Source organism: Novosphingobium sp. 63-713, from assembly GCF_001898925.1.
In the GTDB taxonomy this organism is placed as follows: Bacteria; Pseudomonadota; Alphaproteobacteria; order Sphingomonadales; family Sphingomonadaceae; genus Novosphingobium.
This window is the reverse complement of the sequence record NZ_MKVS01000026.1, coordinates 24,775-46,066: the sequence shown is the minus strand read 5'-3', so window position 1 is coordinate 46,066 and position 21,292 is coordinate 24,775. Positions and strand designations below refer to the sequence as shown.

The following is a 21,292-nucleotide window of genomic DNA, read 5'->3' as shown; positions in this document are numbered from 1 at the left end:
CCCCTACCGCGTCGTCAAGATCGGGTATTCATGCTCCAACTCGTCAAAATCGCGCTTGGCAAACCATACACATTCGTGGTCATGGCCATTCTCATCGTGCTGGGCGGCTCCATCGCCTGGCTGCGCTCGCCCACCGATATTTTCCCCGATATCAAGATGCCGGTCATCGCGGCGGTGTGGACCTACAAGGGTCTGCCCCCCGAAGACATGGCGGGGCGCGTGGTCTATTATTACGAGCGCCAGCTTTCCACCACCGTCAACGATATCGACCACGTTGAAAGCCAGTCCTATGCGGGCGTGGGCGTGGTCAAGATCTTCTTTCACCCCGGCGTCGACATCCGCACCGCCACCGCGCAGGTGACCGCGATTTCGCAGACCGTGCTGAAACAGATGCCGCCGGGCATGACCCCGCCGCTGGTGATGAATTACAACGCCTCTACCGTGCCGATCCTGCAATTGGCGCTGTCCTCGCCTTCGCTGGGCGAACAGAAAGTGTTCGACTACGGCATCAACGCCATTCGCCCAGGCCTGGCCCAGGTGGAAGGCGCCGCCGTCCCCACCCCTTATGGCGGGCGCGAACGTCAGATCCAGATCGACATCGATCCCGCCGCGCTTCAGGCCCACCACCTGTCGGCCACCGATGTCGGCTCGGCGCTTGCCGCGCAGAACCAGATCGTGCCGCCCGGATCGGCGCGCATCGGCACCTATGAATATAACGTCCATCTCAACAACAGTCCCAGCGCCATCGACGATCTCAACAAGCTGCCCATCCGCACGGTGGGCGGCACGACGATCACCATCGGCGATGTGGCCCATGTGCATGACGGTTCGCCGCCCCAGCAGAATATCGTGCGCGTCGACGGCACCCGCGCGGTGCTGATGACGATCCTCAAGGCGGGGTCTGCCTCGACGGTGGCGATCGTAGACGGGGTCAAGCAGATCGTGCCGCAACTGGCCGTGACGCTGCCTTCCGATCTCAAGATCTCCTATCTGGCCGACCAGTCGATCTTTGTGAAAGGCGCGGTTTCGGGCGTGATCCGCGAAGGCGTGATCGCCGCTGTGCTGACCAGCCTGATGATCCTGCTCTTCCTTGGCTCGTGGCGTTCGACGGTCATCATTGCGGCCTCGATTCCACTGGCGGTGCTGGCCGCCGTGATGGGCCTTGCGGTCAGCGGCGAGACGCTCAACATCATGACGCTGGGCGGCTTGTCGCTGGCGGTGGGCATTCTGGTGGACGATGCCACCGTCACCATCGAGAACATCAACTGGCATCTTGAACAGGGCAAGGGCGTGCAGGACGCGATCCTGGACGGCGCGCAGCAGATCGTTCAGCCCGCGCTGGTCAGCCTGCTGTGTATCTGCATCGCCTTTGTGCCGATGTTCTTTCTGCCGGGCGTGGCGGGCTTTCTCTTTGCCCCCATGGCCAAGGCGGTGGTCTTCGCCATGATCGCCTCCTTCATCCTCAGCCGCACGCTGGTGCCCACCATGGGCAATTTCCTGCTGCGCGCCCATGCCCCCGAACATATCGGCGAACAGATGCGCGAGCATGACGCCACCGTGGGCCACCCCCAGACACACAACCCCCTGCGCCGTTTCCAGCATGGTTTCGAAGTCCGCTTCGAAAAGGCGCGCAGCTGGTATGTCGGCGCGCTCAGCCTGGCGCTGGCCCGGCGCAAACAGGTGGTGATCGGCTTTGCCGTCATCGTTGCGCTTTCGCTGGCGCTGGTGCCGTTTCTGGGGCGCAATTTCTTCCCCTCGGTCGACACCGGGCAGATCGGCATCCACGTCCGCGCGCCGGTCGGCACCCGTATCGAAGAGGCCGCCGCGCAATTCGACCGCATTGAGGCCCGCGTACGCGCCGATCTGCCCAAGGGCGAGATCGCCAGCGTGACCGACAATATCGGCCCGCCGGTTTCGGGCATCAACCGCGCCTATTCGAACACCGGCGGCATCGGCCCGCAGGATGGCGACATCCTGATCTCGCTGAAGGAGGATCACGCCCCCACCGACGAGTATCTGCGCAAGCTGCGCGCCGATCTGCCTCGCGCATTTCCGGGCACGGTGTTCTCGTTCCTGCCGGTTGATATCGTCAGCCAGATCCTGAACTTTGGCGCGCCCGCCCCCATCGACGTGATGATCACCGGCCCCGACGCCAAGGCCAATGAAGCCTATGCCCATATGGTGGCGGGGCGGATGGAGCGACTGGGCGGCGTGGTGGACGTTCGCCTGCAACAGGCGTCGAACTATCCCCAGATCGGCGTCGATATCGACCGTGCGCAGGCAGACCGTCTGGGCATCACCGAAAACGATGTGACGCGTTCGCTCTCGGTGGGCCTGTCGGGGTCCAGCCAGATTGCGCCAACCTTCTGGCTCAACCCCAAGAACGGCGTGTCCTACCCCATCGTGGTTCAGGCGCCGCTGTGGCACACCGACAGTATCGCCGCGCTGCAAAATACCCCCGTCAGCGGCAGCACCGGTGCGTTCCAGACGCTTTCCGCGCTGGGCACGCTGAAGCGCGGCCCCAGCGCGGCGGTGATTTCCCACTATGCCGTCCAGCCCGCCTTCGACATCTATGCCGCCACGCAAGGGCGCGATCTGGGCGCGGTTTCGGCCGATATCCAGAAGATCCTGGATGCCACCAAAGGCGATCTGCCCAAGGGGGCCAAGGTCACGCTGCGCGGCCAGACCCAGACGATGAACACCGCCTTTGTCGGCCTGATTGCCGGTCTGGCTGGCGCCATCGTGCTGATCTACCTGCTGATCGTGGTCAATTTCCAGAGCTGGGCCGATCCGGCCGCCATCGTCTCGGCCTTGCCCGCGGCGCTGGCGGGGATCGCGTGGATCCTGTTTGCCACGGGCACCACGCTTTCGGTGCCTGCGCTGACAGGCGCGATCCTTTGCATGGGCGTGGCCACGGCCAACTCAGTGCTGGTGGTCAGCTTTGCCCGCGAAAGGCTGGCGGCCTGCGGCGATGCGCTTCAGGCCGCGCTCGAAGCCGGTTCCACCCGTTTCCGTCCCGTTCTGATGACGGCGCTGGCGATGATCATCGGCATGGGCCCGATGGCGCTGGGCATGGGCGAAGGGGGCGAACAGAACGCCCCGCTTGGCCGCGCCGTCATCGGCGGTCTTATCTTTGCCACCATGGCCACGCTGGTTTTCGTGCCTGTGGTGTTCAGCCTGATCCATCGCGGCGATCAGAAGGAGCTTTCCCACAATGACTGATTTTTCCTCAACGCAGGCCACCCCTCCCCCCCCCCGGGGCCTGCGGTCGGCGGGCATCGCGGCCGGCATCGTCGCGATCGCCGTGGTGCTCGCCGGCACCTATTGGCGCATGCATGAAAATGCCGAGGCGCATGAATGGGCCGACACGCAAAGCACGCCCACCGTGCGCCTGATCACCCCCAAGCCCAGCGGGGCCAGCGACGAGCTGGTCCAGCCCGGCACGATCGAGGCATGGACATCGGCGCGCCTGTTCGCCCGCGTGCCCGGCTATGTACGCGCATGGTATGCCGATATCGGCGCGCATGTGGCCGCCGGTGCGCCGCTGGGCGCCATCGACACGCCCGAACTGGACCAGCAGATCATTCAGGCCCGCGCCACGCTTGTCCGCGTCAAGGCCGAGGCCACGCTGGCCCGCACCACGGCGGCGCGCTGGACCGACCTGCTCAAATCCCATTCGGTCTCGCAACAGGAAACCGATGAAAAGAACGCCAATGCCGCCACCCATGTCGCCGCCGTGGCCGAGGCGCAGGCCAATCTGGGCCGGTTGCTGGCCATGAAGGCCTATGCCACGATCCGCGCGCCTTTTGCGGGCACGGTGACGCTGCGCAATGCCGACATCGGCGATCTGGTCGGGCCGGGAGCAACCAATCAGAACCCGATGTTCGCCATGGCCGACGGCCACCGGCTGCGCGTCTATGTCAGCGTGCCGCAGCAATATGCGCCGCTGATGCATCCGGGCCTGTCGGCGCGGCTGACCGCGCCCGCATGGCCGGGGCGCAATTTTGAGGCAAAGCTGGTCGATCAATCGGGCGCGATCAATCCGCAGACCGGCGCGCTTCAGGTGCAATTGGTGATGGACAATAGCGATAGCGCGCTGCGCCCCGGCGGTTTTGCGCAGGTGCATTTCGATGTGCCGGTGCCCGCCGGACGGCTGAATGTGCCGTCGAGCGCGCTGATCCTGCGCGGCGGCGGGGTCAAGGTGGCCACCGTGGACGCATCGGGCCATGTCCATTTCGCCACCGTCACCATCGCGCAGGATCAGGGCAATTCGGTCGAGATCAGCTCGGGCCTGAAGCCGGGCGAGAAGGTGATCGACAGCCCGCCCGATTCGCTGCTGGAAGGGGAAAGCGTGCATGTTGCGCAATAACAAGCGCTGGATCGGGCTGCTGCCCCTGCTGGCGGCGGCATGCAGTCAAGCCCCCGCCTATCATCCGCCGGTCGCCCCCCTGCCCGCCAAATTCGCCGATGCCGACAAGGTATGGGGCGAGGCCCAGCCCGCCGCGCCGCAGGTGGACAAGACATGGTGGCGCGCGCTGGGGGATCCCGGTCTGGACGCGATGGAGGACCGGCTGGAGCAGGACAATCCCAGCCTTGCCGTCATCCTTGCCAAGCATCGTCAGGCCATGGCCGCGCTGCGCCAGAGCAAGGCGGCCACGATGCCCGATGTGGAATCGAGCGGCACATTGACCCGCAACCGGCAATCGGACGACCGTCCGTTACGCGGCGGAACCCAGCCCGCCTATTACGAGGCCGATACGGTGGGCGCCAGCGTCAGCTATGAACTGGACCTGTGGGGCCGGGTGCGCGACAGCGTGAAGGCCGCGCGCGCCAATGCGCAGGCCAGCGCCGAAGACGCCGCCGCGCTGCGCCTTGCCCTTCAGGCCGATCTGGCCAGCACATGGGCGGCGATGCGCGGGGCCGATCTGGAAATCGCGATCCTGTCGGACGCCGTGGGCGCCTATCAGCGCGCCGATGATGTGACGCATCACCGCTATGACGGCGGCATTGCCACCGGCATCGATGTGGGCCGCGCCGATGCGCAATTGGCCGATGCGCAGGCGCAATTGGCGCAGGTGCGCGCCCAGCGCGCGGTGCTGGCCCATGCGGTGGCCACGCTGGCGGGCATTCCGGCGGGCGAGGAAAAGATCGACACGCTCGACCATCCGCTCTCGGTGATCGGCGCGCCGACGGCCCTGCCCGCCGCCTTGCTGCAACGCAGGCCCGATATCGCTGCGGCCGAAAGGCGGATGTATGCCGCCAATCGTGCCATCGGCGTGGCCCGCGCCGCGCGTTTCCCCCAGATCTCGCTGGGCGGCAATGGCGGTTTTCAGAGTATGGCGGTGTCCAGCCTGATTTCAGCGCCCAATGCTTTCTGGGCGCTGGGGCCGCAATTCTCCCTGCCGATCTTTGACGGCGGCCGGATCAAGGCCCGCATCGAATCCGCCCGCGCCGATTGGGATGCCGCCGCCGCCAATTATCGCGGCAGCGTGCTTCAGGCCATGCGCGAGGTCGAGGACGGTCTGACCTCGATGGACCAGTTGCAGCAGGAAAGCGCCGCGCAAAACCGCGCCGCCGACGCGGCGGGCAAGGCGTCCAAACTGTCCTATGAACTTTATATCAAGGGCGCGAACACGCTGCTCGACGTGGTGACGGCCGAGACCGCCGAACTGGCCGCCCGCCGCCGCGCCGCGCAGGTCGCCACCCAAAGGGTGCAGACCAGCATCGCCCTTGTCCGCGCGCTGGGAGGAGCGGCCTAAAACAGCGCGTCATCGAACAGGGCGTCATCATCATCCGGCGGCGGACTGATGGCGCCCGAAGTCCCGGCATGGCCCGTTGAAGCCCCCGTCAACGGCGCCATGCCGGGCAACAGATGGCGGTCATGCACCCGGCGCTCGCTGCTCATCGTATAGCGGCGGGCCAGATCCTCCATCAGCGCGGCGGCGGGATGCGGGGATGCGGCATCCGGGTCGGCCTGATCCGCCCCGGCCAGCACGGCGAAACTGTCCGTCATTGCGCGCAGGCTTTCCGACAATTCGCCGCAGATCGACAATTCGTCGCAGGCCACATCGATCATGCCCGCAATGCCCTGGGCGCGCCGATCGACCTCGGACATTGCCTCCTCGCTCTGGCCCGCGCCCTGCTGGATGATCGAGAGCGCATTGGTCAGCATCGTGTCCACGCCCGATTGCGCACCGGCCTCATGACCGATTTCAAAGGCCTCGCTGCGAACGCCCAGATCATCGGCCACCTTGGCAATGCCCAGGATCAGCTCGGCCAGTTGCTGGGAGCAGATGCGGATTTCATCGGCGATCACCGCGACAGGCCGCCCGATCTGGGCATCCCGGCGAGCGCGGATGTTCACATTGATCGCCATATAATCGACATCGAAACGCAGGCTCTCGATCGTCTGCACCCGCTGGCGCAGAGCATGGACCACCTGCACCACGACATCGGCGATCTCGACGGCCTTTTCATTGGCGCGCTGCAACTGGCTGGTCATGCCACGGGCGCCCGCGATGCAATCGCCCAAATCGCGCAGGAAATGGCCGTTTTGCTGCATCATGTCATCGCGGTGGCCATGGCTCAGCAATTCCGCGCAATCGGGCCCCAGCGCCCCCAGCGCGTCGAGCAGATCGCCGGTCTGGGCGATGAAGTCCCCGGCCAGATCGCCCAGTTGGTCGCCATAGAGGCGCAGCATATGGCCGCGCGTTCCGGCGGCATCGAGCGCGGCCGGATCGGCCAGCACCTGTTCCAGCGCACGGCAGCCATCGAGCACATGCTCGAGCCGCTGGCGGGTGATATCGCCGATTTGCATCGCCCCCAGCGCATCGCCCACCCGCGATTGCAGGCGCAGGATAATGTCGCGCGAAAAGGCGGCCACCTGCGCCAGCCACATCTGGCGCGAGCGCAATTGATCAACCTCGCGCACCAGCCGGTCGGGCACCTGCGGGATCACGCGGGCGCATTCGCGCGCCAGCACATCGTCCACCCGCCGCATATCGGCCAGACTGGACTGCATCAGCTTGATCTGATTGTTGAAAGCCTCGACCTCGCGGCTGCCCGATTTCAGCTTCACGCTCATATCATTGGCAAATTCGACAAATTCATCGGCACCCGCCGCCGCGATCTTCAGATTAACCGTATAGAATTCCAGCACGGTCAATATGCGCGCAATTTCCGCCGAATGGGTGCCCAACTGCTGCATCACGGCGGCCAGAGCGGTGACCTGACGCGACCTTTCGGCCTGCCGCGCGGGGGCCTCGCGCAATTGCCGGGCGGCGCAGAGCAGCGCCTCGGCGGCCTCACTGTCCTCGCCCGAATCCTCGCCCAGCACGCGGCTCATCGTGTCGAGGCCCGACAGGACCGCCCCCATCGCCTCGACCAGCCGCGCCAGCGTTTCGCCCGCCGGGATGAAGCGGGAATCAAGGCTGGCGACAATATCGGCCATGCCCGCCTGCGCATCGGCGGTCTGACCAGAGGCCGGGGCGGGGTTGTTCTCAACCAGCGTGAAGCGGGCGTGTTTCATGGCAATACCTTCACTTTGCCGCGGCGTGGAGCAATTCGCGCGCCACATTGCCCAGCGGCACGATACGATCGACCGCGCCGCGCGCGATGGCTTCCTTGGGCATACCGAAGACCACGCTGGTCGCCTCGTCCTGGGCGATGGTGCGCGCGCCGGCCTGCTTCATTTCCAGCATCCCCTGCGCCCCATCATCGCCCATCCCGGTCAGGATCACGCCCACCGCATTGCCCCCCGCCGATTGCGCGGCCGAACGGAACAGCACATCGACCGATGGCCGATGGCGGGAAACCAGCGGCCCATCGCGCACGCTGACGGTATAGCGCGCGCCCTGCCGCGTCAGCAGCGTGTGGCGCCCGCCCGGCGCGATCAGGACATGGCCGCGCATCACCGTGTCGCCATCCTCGGCCTCCTTCACATCGACCTCGCACAGATCGTTGAGGCGCTGGGCAAAGGAGCGGGTGAAATGCTCGGGCATATGCTGGACGACGACGATGCCGGGCGCATTGGCGGGCAAGGCCTCCAACACCTCGCGCAGCGCCTCGGTGCCCCCGGTCGAGGCGCCGATGCAGACGATCTGCTCGGTGGTCCGGCTCATCGCGCGCGATCCGGGTGGAGGCAGCACGGCGTCGGCGGTCAGCTTTTTCTGCGGCATGACCGGCTTGCGCTCGGTGCGGGCGCGCACGCGGGCGCGGGCCGCGCCCTTGACCACGTCGCAGATCCGCTGATGCTGCTCGGCCAGAAAATCGGCCACGCCCGCCTGGGGCTTCAGGATCACATCCACCGCGCCCGCCTCCAGCGCCTGCAGCAGCGTGTCGGACCCGCTCTCGGTCAGCGAGGAGCACATCACCACCGGCAACGGACACTGGCTCATCAGTTTACGCAGGAAGGTGATGCCGTCCATACGCGGCATTTCCACATCCAGCGTCACCACATCAGGCAATTCGTCCTTGATATAGCGCGCCGCGGCAAAGGGATCGCTGGCTGCGGCGATCACCTCGATCTGCGGATCGGCCGACAGGATGCGCGTCATCATCTGGCGCACGCTGGCCGAATCATCCACGATCAGCACCCGGATCTTGGCCATGGCCTCTATCCCTTCTTTTTGAACACCGTGTTGGCCACGGTGATGAGCGGCAGATCGAGCCCGTGGATCGATTCCGAATGGCCAAGGATCAGATGGCCTCCGGGGCGCAGATTGTCGCACAGCCGCGCGATCACCTTGGCCTGAACATCGCGTTCGAAATAGATCAGGACGTTGCGACAAAAGATGACATCCATCGGCTCGCCCACCGGATAATGGTTGTCCATCAGGTTGAGCCGGGCAAAACCCACCTTGCGGCGCAATTCGGGGATGATGCGCCCCTCCTTGCGCTGGGGGTCGCGGGCATTGACGACATAGCGCGCGCGCATGGCCGCAGGCACCGGGGCCAGAGCGACATGCGGATAAATGCCCCGCCGCGCCTCGGCCAGAACATTGGTGTCAATGTCGGTGGCCAGAATGAAATAATCCATATCGCGTTGTTCGGCCACGAAATCATCCAGCATCATGGCCAGCGTATAGGCCTCCATGCCGGTGGATGCGGCCGCGCTCCAGCAACGGATGCGGCGGCAACGCTGCTCCCGCAATGCGGGCAGGATATGTTGGGCCAGATAGTCGAAATGACCCGGTTCGCGGAAGAAATCGGTCTTGTTGGTGGTGATGGCATTGATGAAATCATCGACGGCTTCGTCGCTGGCATAGCCGGACAGGATATGCTCGCAATAATCGTCCATGCTTTCAAACCCGCCCTCGCGCACGCGCCTGACGAGGCGGCCCTCGATCATCTGGGCCTTGGTGACGGGCATCTTGATGCCGGTTTCGGCCTGGATATAGGCGGCCACGCGGCGAAACTGTCGGTCGCCGATCGCGGTCTTGGCCGGTTCGACGCCAAATCCCTTGCCCGCCTTTCTGTCGGAAGGGCCGCTCAAGGCACCTGTTCCCGCGTTTCGTCCGAGGACATGCCGATCATCGCGGCGTCCTGACTGGTCAGCACCTTGGCGATATCGATCAGCACGACAAAGCCGCCATCCTGACGGATCACCCCGGTTATATAGTCCGAGCGCCAGCGGATGCCGATATCGGGCGCCTTTTCAATGCTTTCCCGCGCAAAGGCGCTGACCACCAACGCCCGGTCGATCACCAGCCCCAGCAGGATGATCTCGCCATCGCGCATGACCTCAAGGATCAGGATGCGCGTCAAAGGCGTCGGCTCGGCGCGCGGCAGGCCAAGGCGCAGGCGCAGGTCGATGGTCGGCACGCCAACCCCGCGCACATCGATCAGCCCCAGAAAATGCTCGGGCGCACCGGGCAGGCGGAACGTCTCCTGATAATCGAGGATCTCGCGCACCTGCTCGACCGGCACGGCAAAGACCTCGGCGCCGATGCTGAAGGTGACCGCCTGCACAGGCCCCGCCGCGGTCACGCCACGCGCTCGAAATCAAGGTCGTCGCTGTCCGGCCCGCCCTGATCCATGTCCAGCGCAAAGCCGCGCAGGCGCTCCTGCTGATGGGCCAGCGAATGGGCGCGCGGCGCGGGTTTGGCCGGACGGGCCGCCGCCTTGCGCGCAGGCTGGGCAGGTTTGGCGCGGGTGGGCGCGGCGTGGGTGGGCGAAGCATGGGCCTGATCGCCGGTGCGGAAATAGGCCATGCTCGCCTGCAATTCCTCGGCCTGCGAGGCCAGTTCCTCGGCAGTGGCCGAGATTTCCTCCGACGAACCGGCGTTCTGCTGGGTCACCTTGTCGAGCTGCTGGATCGCGGTGTTGATCTGGGCCGAGCCGATATCCTGTTCGCGGCAGGCCGCGCTGATTTCGGCCACCAGTTCGGCGGTGCGGCGAATATCGGGCACCAGACGGGTCAGCATCTCGCCCGCTTCGGCCGCCGCCTTGACCGTGTCGGCCGAAAGCGTGCTGATCTCGCTGGCCGCTTCCTGGCTGCGTTCGGCCAGTTTGCGCACTTCGGAGGCAACGACCGCAAAGCCGCGCCCATGTTCGCCCGCCCGCGCGGCCTCGACCGCAGCGTTGAGCGCCAGAAGATCGGTCTGGCGGGCGATTTCCTGCACGATGGAAATCTTGGCCGCGATGGTTTGCATCGCCGCCACCGCCTTGTTGACCGCCGCGCCGCTGGCTTCGGCATCCTTGGCCGATTGGCGGGCGATCTTTTCGGTCTGGGCCGAATTGTCGGCGTTCTGCTTGATGTTGCCCGCCATTTCCTCGATCGAGCTGGAGGCTTCCTCGGTGCTGGCGGCCTGTTCGGTGGCGCCTTGCGAGAGGGTTTCGGCGCCCGATGCCATTTCCTGCGCGCCCGAGGCCACATTGCTGGCGGCAAACAGCGCACCACCCACAACATCGCTCAAACGGTCGGTCATCGCGATCAGCGCATGGCCCAGCTTGTCCTGCGAGGACAGCGCGGTGTGCTTGACCGTCAGGTCGCCCCCGGCGATCTTTTCGGCCAGATTGGCCGCATCGCGCAGATTGGCCGTCATGCGATTGACCGTATCGACCAGATCGCGGATCTCGTCCTGACTGGTCACCGCGATCTCCTGATCCAGATCGCCCAGCGCCACCGCATCCAGCGCCAACCGCACCCGCGCCAGCCCATGCGTGACGGTCCGCGAAATCCAGAACGCGCCCGCCATGCCCACGATCAGCGCCACAGCGGCGGTGATCAGCAGGGTCGTGCGCGAACTGTTGTACAGTTCGTCGGTTTGGGCATTGGCGCGGTCCATGTCCCTTTGCGCGGCATCGACCAACTGGCCGAGAACAGAGCTCATGGCATTGGCCATTTCGCGCGATTTGGTGATCGAAACGGCGCCCGCCTCGGCATTCTTGTTGGCCAGCCCAAGGCTGCGCACCTGATCCTCGATGGGGATGAAATCGGCCCAGCGGGTCTGGAGCTGCGCCCAGAGGGGGCGCGTTTCGGCCGTCGCACCCGCGCTGCCCTGCGCCAGCAAGGCCTGCGCCTCGTTGCGCGCCTTCAACAGGTCGCCGTCAAACTTGCGCGTCATCGCATCATCCGTGGTCAGCGCCATGTTCTTTTCCATGCGCAGCACGTAATTGATCTTGCCATCCAGCATCAGGGCCCGCTGCTGACGCTTGGCCGGGCCGGTGATCACATTGGAAATCGCATCATTCAACGCGCTCATGCGCATCACGCCGACCGTCACCACGGCCGCCATCAACAGGATCAGAACGGCAAAGACACCGATCAGTTTTGCACGAATAGTTGCATTCATCACACGCCACCTTTGGGCTAGATATTTATATCGGAATGGACGGAGTGGCCCCGCCTAGGGCGCCGCGCCCGCGCGCGCGGATTGCGCCAGACTTTCGGCAAAGATCAGTTCGAGATCGGGCAGGATCACGAATTGCCCCTGAGGCCGGGCGATGGCGCGGATGAAATCGGCGCGCCAGCGCATGCCTACAGGCGGCGCTTCCTCCACCGGCACGCCCTCCATCGCGGCCACATCCAGCACCTTGTCCGCGACCAGACCGATGGTGGTGGGCTCGCCCTCCACCTCGGCCTCGATGACGATGACGCGCGTGTCCTCGCCATGATCGGCGTGCGCCATGCCAAAGGCCACGGCCAGATCGGTCAAAGGCACAATCGCCCCGCGCACATTGATAAGCCCGCTGGCAAAACCGGGCGCGCCCGGCACGCGGGTGATCGCGGGCACTTCAAGGATCTCGCGCACCGCCTGCGCATCAATGGCAAAGATTTCGCCATCCAGCGCAAAGGTCAAAACACGCTCGGGAATGCTCATGCCACTTCCCCCGCTCTCTCGCCCAGCAGGCGCTGGTTCTTTTGCGCCGCAACGATCAGATTGCCCACGTCAAGGATCAGCGCGACATTGCCGTCGCCAAGGATCGTGGCGCCTGAAAAGCTGCCTTGCCCCGCGTGGAAGCGCGACAGGGATTTGATGACGGTCTGGGTGTTGCCGATGATCTGATCGACGACGAGGCCGACCCGGCCCCGGCCCTGCCCGACGATCACCACCTTTTGGAACAGGTCCGCCGGATAATCGGTGCCGAATGTGTCGCGCAGGCGCAGATAGGGCACCAGTTCACCGCGCACATCGAGGAAATTGCGCCGCGCGGTCGAAGTCACCTCGGCGGCGGGCAATTCGATGCATTCCTCCACCACGGACAGCGGGATCGCATAACGCCCCTCGCCCACGCGGACCAACATGCATTCGATGATCGCCAGCGTCAGCGGCAGATGCAGCGTCATGGTCGTGCCCATGCCCGGCGTGCTGGCGATGTCGATTGTGCCGCGCAGGGATTCGATGCTGCGCTTGACCACATCCATGCCCACGCCACGGCCCGACAGGTTGGTGATCGCCGCCGCCGTCGAAAATCCGGGGTGAAAGATCATCTGGAACAATTCGCCATCGCCAAGGATAGCGCCCGGCTGGATCAGCCCCTGCGCCTCGGCCTTGGCGCGCACGCGCTCGCGGTCGATGCCCTTTCCATCGTCGGTGATGGCGATCAGCACCTCGCCGCCCGCCTGCCGCGCCGACAATGTCAGGCGGCCCGTCACCGGCTTGCCCGCCGCCACGCGGTCATCGGCGGTTTCCAGCCCATGGTCGCAGGAATTGCGGATCAGATGGATCATCGGATCGGCCAGACGCTCGATCACCGTCTTGTCGACCTCGGTCGCCTCGCCATGCGTGACCAGTTCGATGGTCTTGCCCGTTTCGCGCGCCAGATCGTGGACAAGGCGGCGGAAACGGCCGAACAGATTGCCCACCGGCATCATCCGCATCGCCATCGTCGTATCGCGCAACTCGGCCGACAGGCGCTCGATATCCTCCGACACCGCGCGCAGCGTGAGTTCGTTGACAGGGCCGACGCTGGCGGCCAATTGCGCCAGACGGCTCTGGGCGATCACCAGTTCGCCCACGCGGTTCATCAATTCATCCAGACGTTCGGCGGCCACGCGCACGCTTTCCTGCGCGGGCGGCGCGGCTTTAGCCACCGGCTGAGGCGCGGCCAGCACTGTGGCGACGGGCAGAACCTCGACCGGCTCGTCGCTTTCGGGCTCCTCGATGAGAGGGGTGATCGCCAGATCCATGTCGTCGATGACAAAGATGAAGACATCCTCGATGTCCTCGCAGGTCACATCGCCCTCGATCACGATGTCCCAGTAGATATAGCATTCGGTGGGCACGAGAGAAGCCAGCGGCGGCAGTTCATCAAGGCGCGGCGTGATCCGGCAATCGCCAAGCTCGCGCAATTCATCCAGCAAGGGCAAGGGATTGGTGCCGTTGACCATCGCGCCGGGGGGCAGCTTGAAGGAAATGTGCCAGCCCTTGCGCTCGGCCTGAACAGGCCGGGGAACGGCCACGCCCTCGCTGTTGGCCACAGCCTTTTCCAGCGCGGAGAGGATCGCCTCGCCCGCCACCTCCAGCATGGGGTCGCCCTGCGTGCCCACATCGATCAGCGCCTGCATATGATCGCGCGCCGAAAGGACAACCCCGATCAGCGCCTGCGAGGCCTCGGCATGGCCCTTGCGCACGCGGTCAAAGGCGGTTTCGCAATGGTGGGTGAAACGCGCCAGCGCCTCAAAGCCGAACATCGCACCCGAGCCTTTAAGGGTATGGAGCCCGCGAAACACCTCGTCGACCAGCCCGGTGTTGGTCGAATCCCCGGCCAGATCGAGCAGCGCCGCCTCGACAGAATCGAGCAGTTCTGCTGCCTCCACCCGAAAGGCGGCTACCGGATCATCCTCGCTCATCGGCCAAGAACCTTGCGGGCGATCTTGACCAGTTGATCGGCGTTAAACGGTTTGACCAGCCAGCCCGTCGCGCCTGCCGCCTTGGCCTGTCCCTTGACGCCATCATCGCTTTCCGTGGTCAGAAAGATGATGGGTACGCCGGTCTGCTTGCCGCTCTTGCGGATTTCGCGGATCATGGTCAGCCCGTCCATGCGCGGCATGTTCAGGTCGGTGATGATCATGTCGAAACGCTGGGCGCCTGCCTTGGTCAATCCTTCCATGCCGTCGCCCGCCTCGGTGACGGTATAGCCCGCCCCCGTCAGCGCGATGCGCACCGCCATGCGCAGGCTGGAGGAATCATCAACGGTAAGAATGGACGCGCTCATGCGGGGATAACTCCGTGGAACCAGAAATCGATATCGGCATGGGTCTGGGGATAGAGCCCGGTGCGGGCCAGCAGCGAGATCAGCACCGGATTGGCAGGCGCGGTCAGGCGAAACTGGCGATGGTTGGCCTCGGCCTCGGTCCGTGCGGCAAGGATCAGTTGCACCACGCCCAGATCGCCCTGTTCCAGACGGTCCACGTCCAGATCGACATCCTGTCCGGCCAGAAAGGCCTCGCACAGCGCCTCATGCGCCGCGCCGATTGTCTGCAGCGTCACATCCTGTGCCAGCTTTACCAAAATCGCCATTGTCCAAGCCCGCCCTGCCAAGGGTCAACCAGAATGCCCTTGCGTCAGGTTGGTTTATCAAAAGCGTGTAGATGGTTGCTTTGGGAGGGACTGCGTAGAGTCACGCAGTCGCGGGGAAATCATAAGGCGCGCGAGGGGCAAAATCGGCGCGCGCCTGCCCGGTTCTCAATCGCGGTCCGACCGGCCGTCCCCGATCTGGCGCGGGCCGATCGCATGGGACAGCACCTGCGCCACATCCTCGGCCGCCAGTGGGCGGCTGAAGAGGAAACCCTGCATTTCCGAACAAATCTGGCGCTTGAGATAATCGAGCTGCTCGCGGCTCTCGACCCCTTCGGCCACACAGCCCAGTCCCAGATTTTGCGCCAGCGAGAGGATGCCCTGCACCACGGCGGCGGCATTGGGCTCGGTGGCCACCTCGCTCATGAAGGTGCGGTCGATCTTGATCCGGTCGAGCGGAAAGCGGCGCAGATAGGACAGCGAAGACCAGCCCGTGCCGAAATCATCGAGCGAGAGGGTTACGCCCAACGCCTTGAGATCATTCATGATCTGGATCGTCACCTCGGTATCGTCCAGCGTCAGGCTCTCGGTCAGTTCCAGTTCGAGCCATTGCGGGTCCATGCCCGAAATCTCCAGCGCGCGCCTGACGCTCCTGACGATATCGCCGCGATAGAATTGCTGGGCCGAAAGGTTGACCGCCATGCGGATCGGCGGATGGCCCGCCCTTTGCCACGCCACATTCTGGCGGCAGGCCTGTTCCAGCACCCATTCGCCCACCTCGACGATCAGCCCCAGTTCCTCAAGCAGCGGCACAAAGACCGAGGGCAGCACCAGCCCCTGCACCGGATGGTTCCAGCGCAACAGGGCCTCGACCCCGGTGACGTGGTAACCATCCAGGGCCACCTGAGGCTGGTAATACAGGGTGAACTCGCCGTTGACGCAGGCCATGTGAATATCATTGGCCAATTCCTGCCAACGCATCGTGGCCTCATTCATCGCCGGGGTGAAATGGCGGTGGATGCCGCGCCCGTTGCCCTTGGCGTCATACATGGCGGTGTCGGCCGAACGCAGCAGCTTGGCCGGGTCCTCGCCGTCCTGCGGGAATGTGCTGACGCCAATGCTGCCGCCGATGTGCAACTGGTGCTGCTCGATCAGGAACGCGCTTTTGAGCGCCTGAAGCACCTTGGCCGCCACCACATCGACATCGCCCGCATGGGCCACATCGCCCAACAGGATGACAAATTCATCGCCCCCCAGCCGCGCCGCCGTATCGCATTCGCGCAGGCAGGAGCGCAGCCGGTCCGCCACGGTCTGCAACAGCATATCGCCCACATGATGGCCCAGCGAATCGTTGATATGCTTGAAATGGTCCAGATCGAGCATCATCACGGCCACCTGCTGGCCGCTGCGCCGGGCCTGCGCCACGGCCTGTCCCAGCCGGTCGGTCAACAGCGTGCGGTTGGGCAGACCCGTCAGCGCATCATGCAGCGCCATATAGCGGATGCGGGCCTCGGCCTCCTTGCGGTCATTGATATTGCGGAAATTGAACAGGACCACCTGACGCTGATCGGTTTCATAGGTTCGCGCGATCACTTCGGCATGGGTGACCACACCGCTGGCGGCGGTCAATTCCCAATCGTCATATTTCACCATGCCGAGGCGCATGGATTCCCTCAGCATCGCCTCGCCAAAAGTCATGCGGGCCGAGGCGGCCAGTTCCCAGATCGTTTTGCCCAGCACATCGGCCGGGTCATGGCTGAACATATCCATGGCGGCGGGGTTCGCGTCAAACACCTCGCCGGACTGCGCGTCGACCAGCATCAGCCCATCGGGCGCCGTTTCAAACAGGCGGCGATAGCTGACCTCGGAGCGTTTCAGGTTCACCTCGGCAATATGGCGCGCGGCCATTTCCATTTCGAGCCTGGCATTCCTGGCGGCCAGATTCCTCTGGGCATTGCGAAGGCTCAGATGCGTGCGCACGCGGGCCAGCATTTCCTCGGTCTGGAACGGCTTGCTGATATAATCGACCCCGCCCGCCTGAAAGGCCGACACCTTGTCATTCACATCGGTCAGCGCCGTCATGAAAATCACGGGAATTTCGGCGGTCAGCGGATTGGCCTTCAGTCGCCGGCAGGTTTCAAACCCGTCGATGCCCGGCATCATCACATCCAGCAGGATCAGGTCGGGCTGGCCCAGTTCGGCGCGTTTCAGGCCCTCCATCCCGTCCTGCGCGACGGTGACATTATAGTTGTTGTCCTCCAGATGCTCGCCCACCACGCCCAGATTGACGGGATTGTCATCCACCACCAGAATGGTCTGAACCTGCGCGCCCGCATCGGCAACGAAAGTGCCCGACATGTCGCTCATGGCCGTTTCTCCATGCTGGCCTCGACCATTGCGAGCAGGGCCTGCGATTGAAACGCGCGGGCCATGCGCGTGATCGTTTCGGCAAAGACGCGATAGGCCGGATCAAGCGCGGCAATCCTTTCGGCCTCGCCGCGCACCGCGCGCATATTGCCCGCCGCCGCCGCCTGATGCAGCGCGCCGAGCACATCGGGCGCGGGAATGGTCATGGCATCATCCTTGGCCTCAGCCTGTTCGACCACCCATTCCAGCCCGATCGCCTCGCCCACCAGCCGGATCATCTCGGCCCGGTCCAGCGGCTTGGGCAGGAAGGAGCGCGCGCCGGCCGCCAGCGCGGCGGCCTGATTTTGCGGCGAGATGCCAGAGGATACCGCGATGATCGGGACATGGCGCAAGCCCCTGTGCTCGCCCAGCGCGTGGATCGCCTCCAGCCCATCCATGCCCGGCATACGGATGTCCATCAGGATCAGATCGGGCGGCGAGGCGATGGCCTGCGCAATCCCATCCTGCGCATTGGGCGCCTGTTCAACGATAAAGCCCAGATCGGCCAGCAGCGCGGCCAGCACTTCGCGATTGGCGGTGATGTCATCGACGATCAGCACCCGGCGCCGGTCGCCGCGATAGCCGGTGCATTCGGCCGGATTGACCCCGCCGTCCGCCTGGCGGTGCGACACGGCCAGATCAAGGTCGAACCAGAACAGGCTGCCCTCACCTACCGCGCTTTCGACCTTGAGCGTGCCGTCCATCAATTCGATCAACTGGCGGCTGATCGACAGGCCAAGCCCGGTGCCGCCCGAACGCTTGTCATTGGCGCCCACCTGTTCAAAGGGCATGAAGATCGCGGACAGATCCTGCGCGGCGATCCCCACCCCGGTGTCACGCACCGCGAAATTGAGCCGCACGCTCTGACCGCTGATCATCAGCACGCTGGCGCACAGCGTCACCCGGCCCCGGTCGGTGAATTTGACCGCATTGCCCAGCAGGTTGAGCAGCACCTGACGCAGCCGCTTTTCATCGGCCAGCACGAAATCGGGCAGATCGGGGGCCAGATCGCAGACAAAATCCAGCGCCTTTTCCTCGGTCCGCACGCGCATGATCGCCGCGATCCCATTGAGGAATCCGCGCAGGTCGATGCTGGCGGGATAAAGCTCCAGCTTGCCCGCCTCGATTTTCGACAGATCCAGAATGTCATTGATCAGCGTGAGCAGGTGCTGGCCGCTGTCATGGATGGTGCGGGCGGCGTGCTGGTGGCGCTCCTCGATGCCCTTTTCGCGCATCAGCAATTGGGCATAGCCCATCACGGCATTGAGCGGCGTGCGCAATTCATGGCTCATATTGGCCAGAAAATTCGACTTGGCCTGGCTGGCGCTTTCGGCCACGGATCGGGCAATGTCCAGTTCGCGGCTGCGGTCGGCCAGTTGGGCCTGAATGCTTCGGCGCTCGGCGATTTCGGCCTGCAATTGCTCGATGGCCGCATCGCGCTCCTCGACCCGCGCGGCCAGCGCCTCATTGGCCAGCCGCAATTGCGCGGGCGATGGAATGGCCAGCAGCTTGGGCATCAGCGGCCAGAGCGCGGCGGCCGTTGCCACCGAAACCACGGCGGTCAGCGCCTTGACCAGCGCCTGAATGCCGTAAATCGGATGCCACAGGGTGATGATCGAAATGACATGCGTGGCCCCGCAGGCCAGAATGAACACCGCAAAGCAGATGAACACCCAGCTGAACGCGATATCGCCGCGCTTGCGCACCAGCATGACCAGCGCGACCGGGATGGTGAAATAGGCCAGCGCCGTGATCGCATCGGCCATCACATGCGTCCAGATCAGTTCCGGTTGCCACAGCAGGCAGAAGCCATGCGGGGCATAACCATGATCATTCAGAATATTATGAAAATACCGCAGCAAGGCCATGCCTTTCATCCACCCAAACGCAGATGATTTAACACGGCATCTTTTTATATATTGCGGACCGCACCTCAGGCAAAATAGAGAAAACCACCTATGCTTTCGTATTAGGCAGATTTACCCATAACAGGCCCGCCGCCCCGCTCGGGCGCAAGCGACAGGCCCCGACAGGCGTCAGATCCGGTTCAATTCCACCCTTGCCGCCGCCACCTTGTCGGCCAGACGCGGATCGTTGAGCAAGAGCGTGGCCGCCAGCGTGCCGATCACCTCGCTGGCCTGAATGTCGCTGGCGTAATGCGCGCCGCAATATTCGCGGCTCATCGCATAATCCTGTGCGCGGTCCATGATCCTGTCCGCCTTGGCGGGCAACAGCCGCGCCAGAGCCACACCCACCGCATAGCCCAGCGTCGAATGGCCCGAGGGATAGGAGCGATAGGCAGGCTTGGCCGGATCGGCCTTGCCTTCGCAAAAAGGCAGCGAGGCATCCGCGCTGTAGGGCCGCATGCGATGGAAATGATCCTTGGCAATGCTGGCCACGACAGCGGATTCATGGTTGACGATTTCCAGCAATTCCCACGTCGCGGGCAGTTTTTTCAGATCGACGCCCAGCGTTTCGTTAAAGACCGCCGGGTCCTCGTGGATCGCATCCTGATAGGCCTGCTTCAAACGCTGAGGGCTGGCGCCGGCGATCAGCTGGTGCAACATGGCCAGCTCGCGCGCATTGGCGGGCATATCCTTGGCCACCGGCGCGGGCAGGATCAGCACCGGCTGGAACAGCGTGGCATCCAGATATTGCAGTGTTTTGGGCTTGGCAGGCGCGCTTTGCGCCAAGGCGGCCGTGGGCACCATCGCAGGCATGGCCACCGCCAGCAGGGCAGCGCTCAGTATCGCTTTCATCATCGCGAATTCCTTCCTCAGGCTTTGGGCGACACAACCAGAATGACGAAACTGCCCGGCACCGGCTTGCCGCGCTTGGCTCCGGCCTCGGGCGCGGCCAGCGTGGCGGCGGGCAGATAGACCCGGCCATCGCGCGGGTCCACAGCGCCGGTCTTGGCGCCGATCTGGGTGGGGATGACCTGCGCCACGGCGATATGATCGGCGCGGCGGATGTCGAGCGCGACCAGCGTGCCGCTGCCGCCGCAGGGGATGAAGGCCAGCCCGCGCGCCTCGTCGGCGATCACCGCGTCGGCGTCCTTGCCGATGGGCAGCTTGGCCACGGCCTTGCCGCTGGCCACATCGGCCACCACCGCCACGCCATTGGCGCAGGCCGAGATCAGCCGCTTGCCCCCGGCCACCATGGCCAGGCCCGTTGGGCCGACGCAACCGGGCATGGCAATCTTGCGCAGCACCCGGCCAGCTTTGAGATCAACTTCGGCAATCCTGTTCTCATCCTCAAGATTGACAAAGGCCCCGCCGCGCCCGTTGCTGACCGCAAATTCCAGACCGCCCGCCAGCTTCATCGTGGCCGTCACCGCATGGGTCTTGGCGTCGATGCTGGTGATCGTGTCGCTGCCCGGGCTCATCACCGCAATCTGGCCGGTGGCGGCATCGTAAAACGCCGCATCTGGCTTCTTGCCGCTGGGCACCTGCGCGATCACCTTGCCACTGGCTACTTCAACAAAGCGGGTCAGGCCGCTCTTGCCGTCGGTTTCCACAAGGGTCGCGCCATCGTCGATCAGGATCACCTGATGCGCGCCCTCGGCGCTGGTGACCGCATCGGTCACCTTGCGCGTGGTCAGATCGAGCGCCATCACCGCATTGCTGCGCGCGACATACAGCACGCCGCGCGGGGCATCGACGCGCGCATAATCCCAGCCGCCATCGGCCCCGGCGATCCTGTCGGTCACGCTGTAATTCACGCGGGTCTGCGCGGCGACGGGCGCGGCCGCGATCATTGCGGCCAAAAGGCCGGCGCCTGCCCATTTCGTTCCGGTCATCATTGTCGGTGTCCTGTCCGGCCGACAGTCCGATCCTGCCGCGCTCGATAGGTGGCGGGTAGGAACCATTTATGACAGATAGATGACAAGCCGCCCCCGGCCCCGCAGAATGCCGCAAATGACA

16 protein-coding genes are annotated in these 21,292 nt (G+C 64.6%); 3 read left to right on the top strand and 13 right to left on the bottom strand.

Going from position 1 to position 21,292, the window contains the following annotated elements; all coding sequences use genetic code 11:
* Positions 1 to 30: 30 nt before the first annotated feature.
* From BGP00_RS10870 to BGP00_RS10860, 3 genes are read left to right on the top strand one after another with little or no spacing between them, the layout of a single operon-like run.
* Complete coding sequence (locus tag BGP00_RS10870; RefSeq protein WP_168602480.1) at positions 31 to 3,222, top strand: efflux RND transporter permease subunit; 3,192 nt, start codon at positions 31 to 33, stop codon at positions 3,220 to 3,222.
* A complete protein-coding gene (locus BGP00_RS10865) occupies positions 3,215 to 4,369 on the top strand; it encodes an efflux RND transporter periplasmic adaptor subunit (protein WP_292689283.1) in 1,155 nt (384 codons plus the stop codon). The genes BGP00_RS10870 and BGP00_RS10865 overlap by 8 nt, the downstream gene beginning before the upstream one ends.
* Positions 4,356 to 5,759 carry an efflux transporter outer membrane subunit gene (locus BGP00_RS10860; protein WP_292689282.1) on the top strand — a complete coding sequence of 468 codons (1,404 nt, stop codon included), beginning with the start codon at positions 4,356 to 4,358 and terminating at the stop codon, positions 5,757 to 5,759. The genes BGP00_RS10865 and BGP00_RS10860 overlap by 14 nt, the downstream gene beginning before the upstream one ends.
* On the opposite strand, the gene BGP00_RS10855 is transcribed toward BGP00_RS10860, so the two are convergent.
* From BGP00_RS10855 to BGP00_RS10795, 13 genes are all read right to left on the bottom strand, one after another.
* On the bottom strand, positions 5,756 to 7,528 hold the full coding sequence (locus BGP00_RS10855) for a chemotaxis protein (protein WP_292689281.1): 1,773 nt from the start codon (positions 7,526 to 7,528) through the stop codon (positions 5,756 to 5,758). The genes BGP00_RS10860 and BGP00_RS10855 overlap by 4 nt on opposite strands.
* A gap of 10 nt (positions 7,529 to 7,538) precedes the next feature.
* Positions 7,539 to 8,609, bottom strand: a complete 1,071-nt coding sequence (locus tag BGP00_RS10850; RefSeq protein WP_292689280.1) for a chemotaxis response regulator protein-glutamate methylesterase — start codon at positions 8,607 to 8,609, stop codon at positions 7,539 to 7,541.
* 5 nt (positions 8,610 to 8,614) lie between these two features.
* Positions 8,615 to 9,493 (bottom strand): CheR family methyltransferase, encoded by an 879-nt coding sequence (locus BGP00_RS10845; RefSeq protein ID WP_282599683.1) that lies wholly within the window; start codon positions 9,491 to 9,493, stop codon positions 8,615 to 8,617.
* Positions 9,490 to 9,987, bottom strand: a complete 498-nt coding sequence (locus tag BGP00_RS10840) for a chemotaxis protein CheW (RefSeq protein WP_168602475.1) — start codon at positions 9,985 to 9,987, stop codon at positions 9,490 to 9,492. The genes BGP00_RS10845 and BGP00_RS10840 overlap by 4 nt, the downstream gene beginning before the upstream one ends.
* Positions 9,984 to 11,795 (bottom strand): methyl-accepting chemotaxis protein, encoded by a 1,812-nt coding sequence (locus BGP00_RS10835; RefSeq protein WP_292689279.1) that lies wholly within the window; start codon positions 11,793 to 11,795, stop codon positions 9,984 to 9,986. The genes BGP00_RS10840 and BGP00_RS10835 overlap by 4 nt, the downstream gene beginning before the upstream one ends.
* A 54-nt stretch (positions 11,796 to 11,849) precedes the next feature.
* Entirely contained in the window at positions 11,850 to 12,323 is a 474-nt protein-coding gene (locus BGP00_RS10830; protein WP_292689278.1) for a chemotaxis protein CheW, read from the bottom strand.
* On the bottom strand, positions 12,320 to 14,296 hold the full coding sequence (locus tag BGP00_RS10825) for a chemotaxis protein CheA (protein ID WP_292689277.1): 1,977 nt from the start codon (positions 14,294 to 14,296) through the stop codon (positions 12,320 to 12,322). Before BGP00_RS10825 ends, BGP00_RS10830 begins: the two co-directional genes overlap by 4 nt.
* The gene (locus tag BGP00_RS10820) at positions 14,293 to 14,661 is read right to left on the bottom strand and encodes a response regulator (RefSeq protein ID WP_168602471.1); all 369 of its coding nucleotides are present in this window, start codon (positions 14,659 to 14,661) and stop codon (positions 14,293 to 14,295) included. The genes BGP00_RS10825 and BGP00_RS10820 overlap by 4 nt, the downstream gene beginning before the upstream one ends.
* Entirely contained in the window at positions 14,658 to 14,966 is a 309-nt protein-coding gene (locus BGP00_RS10815) for an STAS domain-containing protein (protein ID WP_292689276.1), read from the bottom strand. Before BGP00_RS10815 ends, BGP00_RS10820 begins: the two co-directional genes overlap by 4 nt.
* Positions 14,967 to 15,131: 165 nt before the next feature.
* Positions 15,132 to 17,330 carry an EAL domain-containing protein gene (locus BGP00_RS10810; RefSeq protein WP_292689275.1) on the bottom strand — a complete coding sequence of 733 codons (2,199 nt, stop codon included), beginning with the start codon at positions 17,328 to 17,330 and terminating at the stop codon, positions 15,132 to 15,134.
* Positions 17,327 to 19,237: an ATP-binding protein gene (locus tag BGP00_RS10805; RefSeq protein ID WP_292689274.1), complete on the bottom strand. Its 1,911-nt coding sequence runs from the start codon at positions 19,235 to 19,237 to the stop codon at positions 17,327 to 17,329. Before BGP00_RS10805 ends, BGP00_RS10810 begins: the two co-directional genes overlap by 4 nt.
* 168 nt (positions 19,238 to 19,405) lie before the next feature.
* A complete protein-coding gene (locus BGP00_RS10800) occupies positions 19,406 to 20,131 on the bottom strand; it encodes a phosphatase PAP2 family protein (RefSeq protein WP_292689273.1) in 726 nt (241 codons plus the stop codon).
* Positions 20,132 to 20,145: 14 nt separating this feature from the next.
* Positions 20,146 to 21,171: a PQQ-binding-like beta-propeller repeat protein gene (locus BGP00_RS10795; protein ID WP_292689272.1), complete on the bottom strand. Its 1,026-nt coding sequence runs from the start codon at positions 21,169 to 21,171 to the stop codon at positions 20,146 to 20,148.
* Positions 21,172 to 21,292: the final 121 nt, after the last annotated feature.

Coding starts and splice junctions, on each gene's coding strand:
- BGP00_RS10805 (WP_292689274.1), bottom strand. CDS start 19,237: ATGGCCTTGCTGCGGTATTTTCATAATATTCTGAATGATCATGGTTAT.
- BGP00_RS10815 (WP_292689276.1), bottom strand. CDS start 14,966: ATGGCGATTTTGGTAAAGCTGGCACAGGATGTGACGCTGCAGACAATC.
- BGP00_RS10835 (WP_292689279.1), bottom strand. CDS start 11,795: ATGAATGCAACTATTCGTGCAAAACTGATCGGTGTCTTTGCCGTTCTG.
- BGP00_RS10800 (WP_292689273.1), bottom strand. CDS start 20,131: ATGATGAAAGCGATACTGAGCGCTGCCCTGCTGGCGGTGGCCATGCCT.
- BGP00_RS10820 (WP_168602471.1), bottom strand. CDS start 14,661: ATGAGCGCGTCCATTCTTACCGTTGATGATTCCTCCAGCCTGCGCATG.
- BGP00_RS10825 (WP_292689277.1), bottom strand. CDS start 14,296: ATGAGCGAGGATGATCCGGTAGCCGCCTTTCGGGTGGAGGCAGCAGAA.
- BGP00_RS10860 (WP_292689282.1), top strand. CDS start 4,356: ATGTTGCGCAATAACAAGCGCTGGATCGGGCTGCTGCCCCTGCTGGCG.
- BGP00_RS10810 (WP_292689275.1), bottom strand. CDS start 17,330: ATGAGCGACATGTCGGGCACTTTCGTTGCCGATGCGGGCGCGCAGGTT.
- BGP00_RS10855 (WP_292689281.1), bottom strand. CDS start 7,528: ATGAAACACGCCCGCTTCACGCTGGTTGAGAACAACCCCGCCCCGGCC.
- BGP00_RS10830 (WP_292689278.1), bottom strand. CDS start 12,323: ATGAGCATTCCCGAGCGTGTTTTGACCTTTGCGCTGGATGGCGAAATC.
- BGP00_RS10865 (WP_292689283.1), top strand. CDS start 3,215: ATGACTGATTTTTCCTCAACGCAGGCCACCCCTCCCCCCCCCCGGGGC.
- BGP00_RS10850 (WP_292689280.1), bottom strand. CDS start 8,609: ATGGCCAAGATCCGGGTGCTGATCGTGGATGATTCGGCCAGCGTGCGC.
- BGP00_RS10870 (WP_168602480.1), top strand. CDS start 31: ATGCTCCAACTCGTCAAAATCGCGCTTGGCAAACCATACACATTCGTG.
- BGP00_RS10795 (WP_292689272.1), bottom strand. CDS start 21,171: ATGATGACCGGAACGAAATGGGCAGGCGCCGGCCTTTTGGCCGCAATG.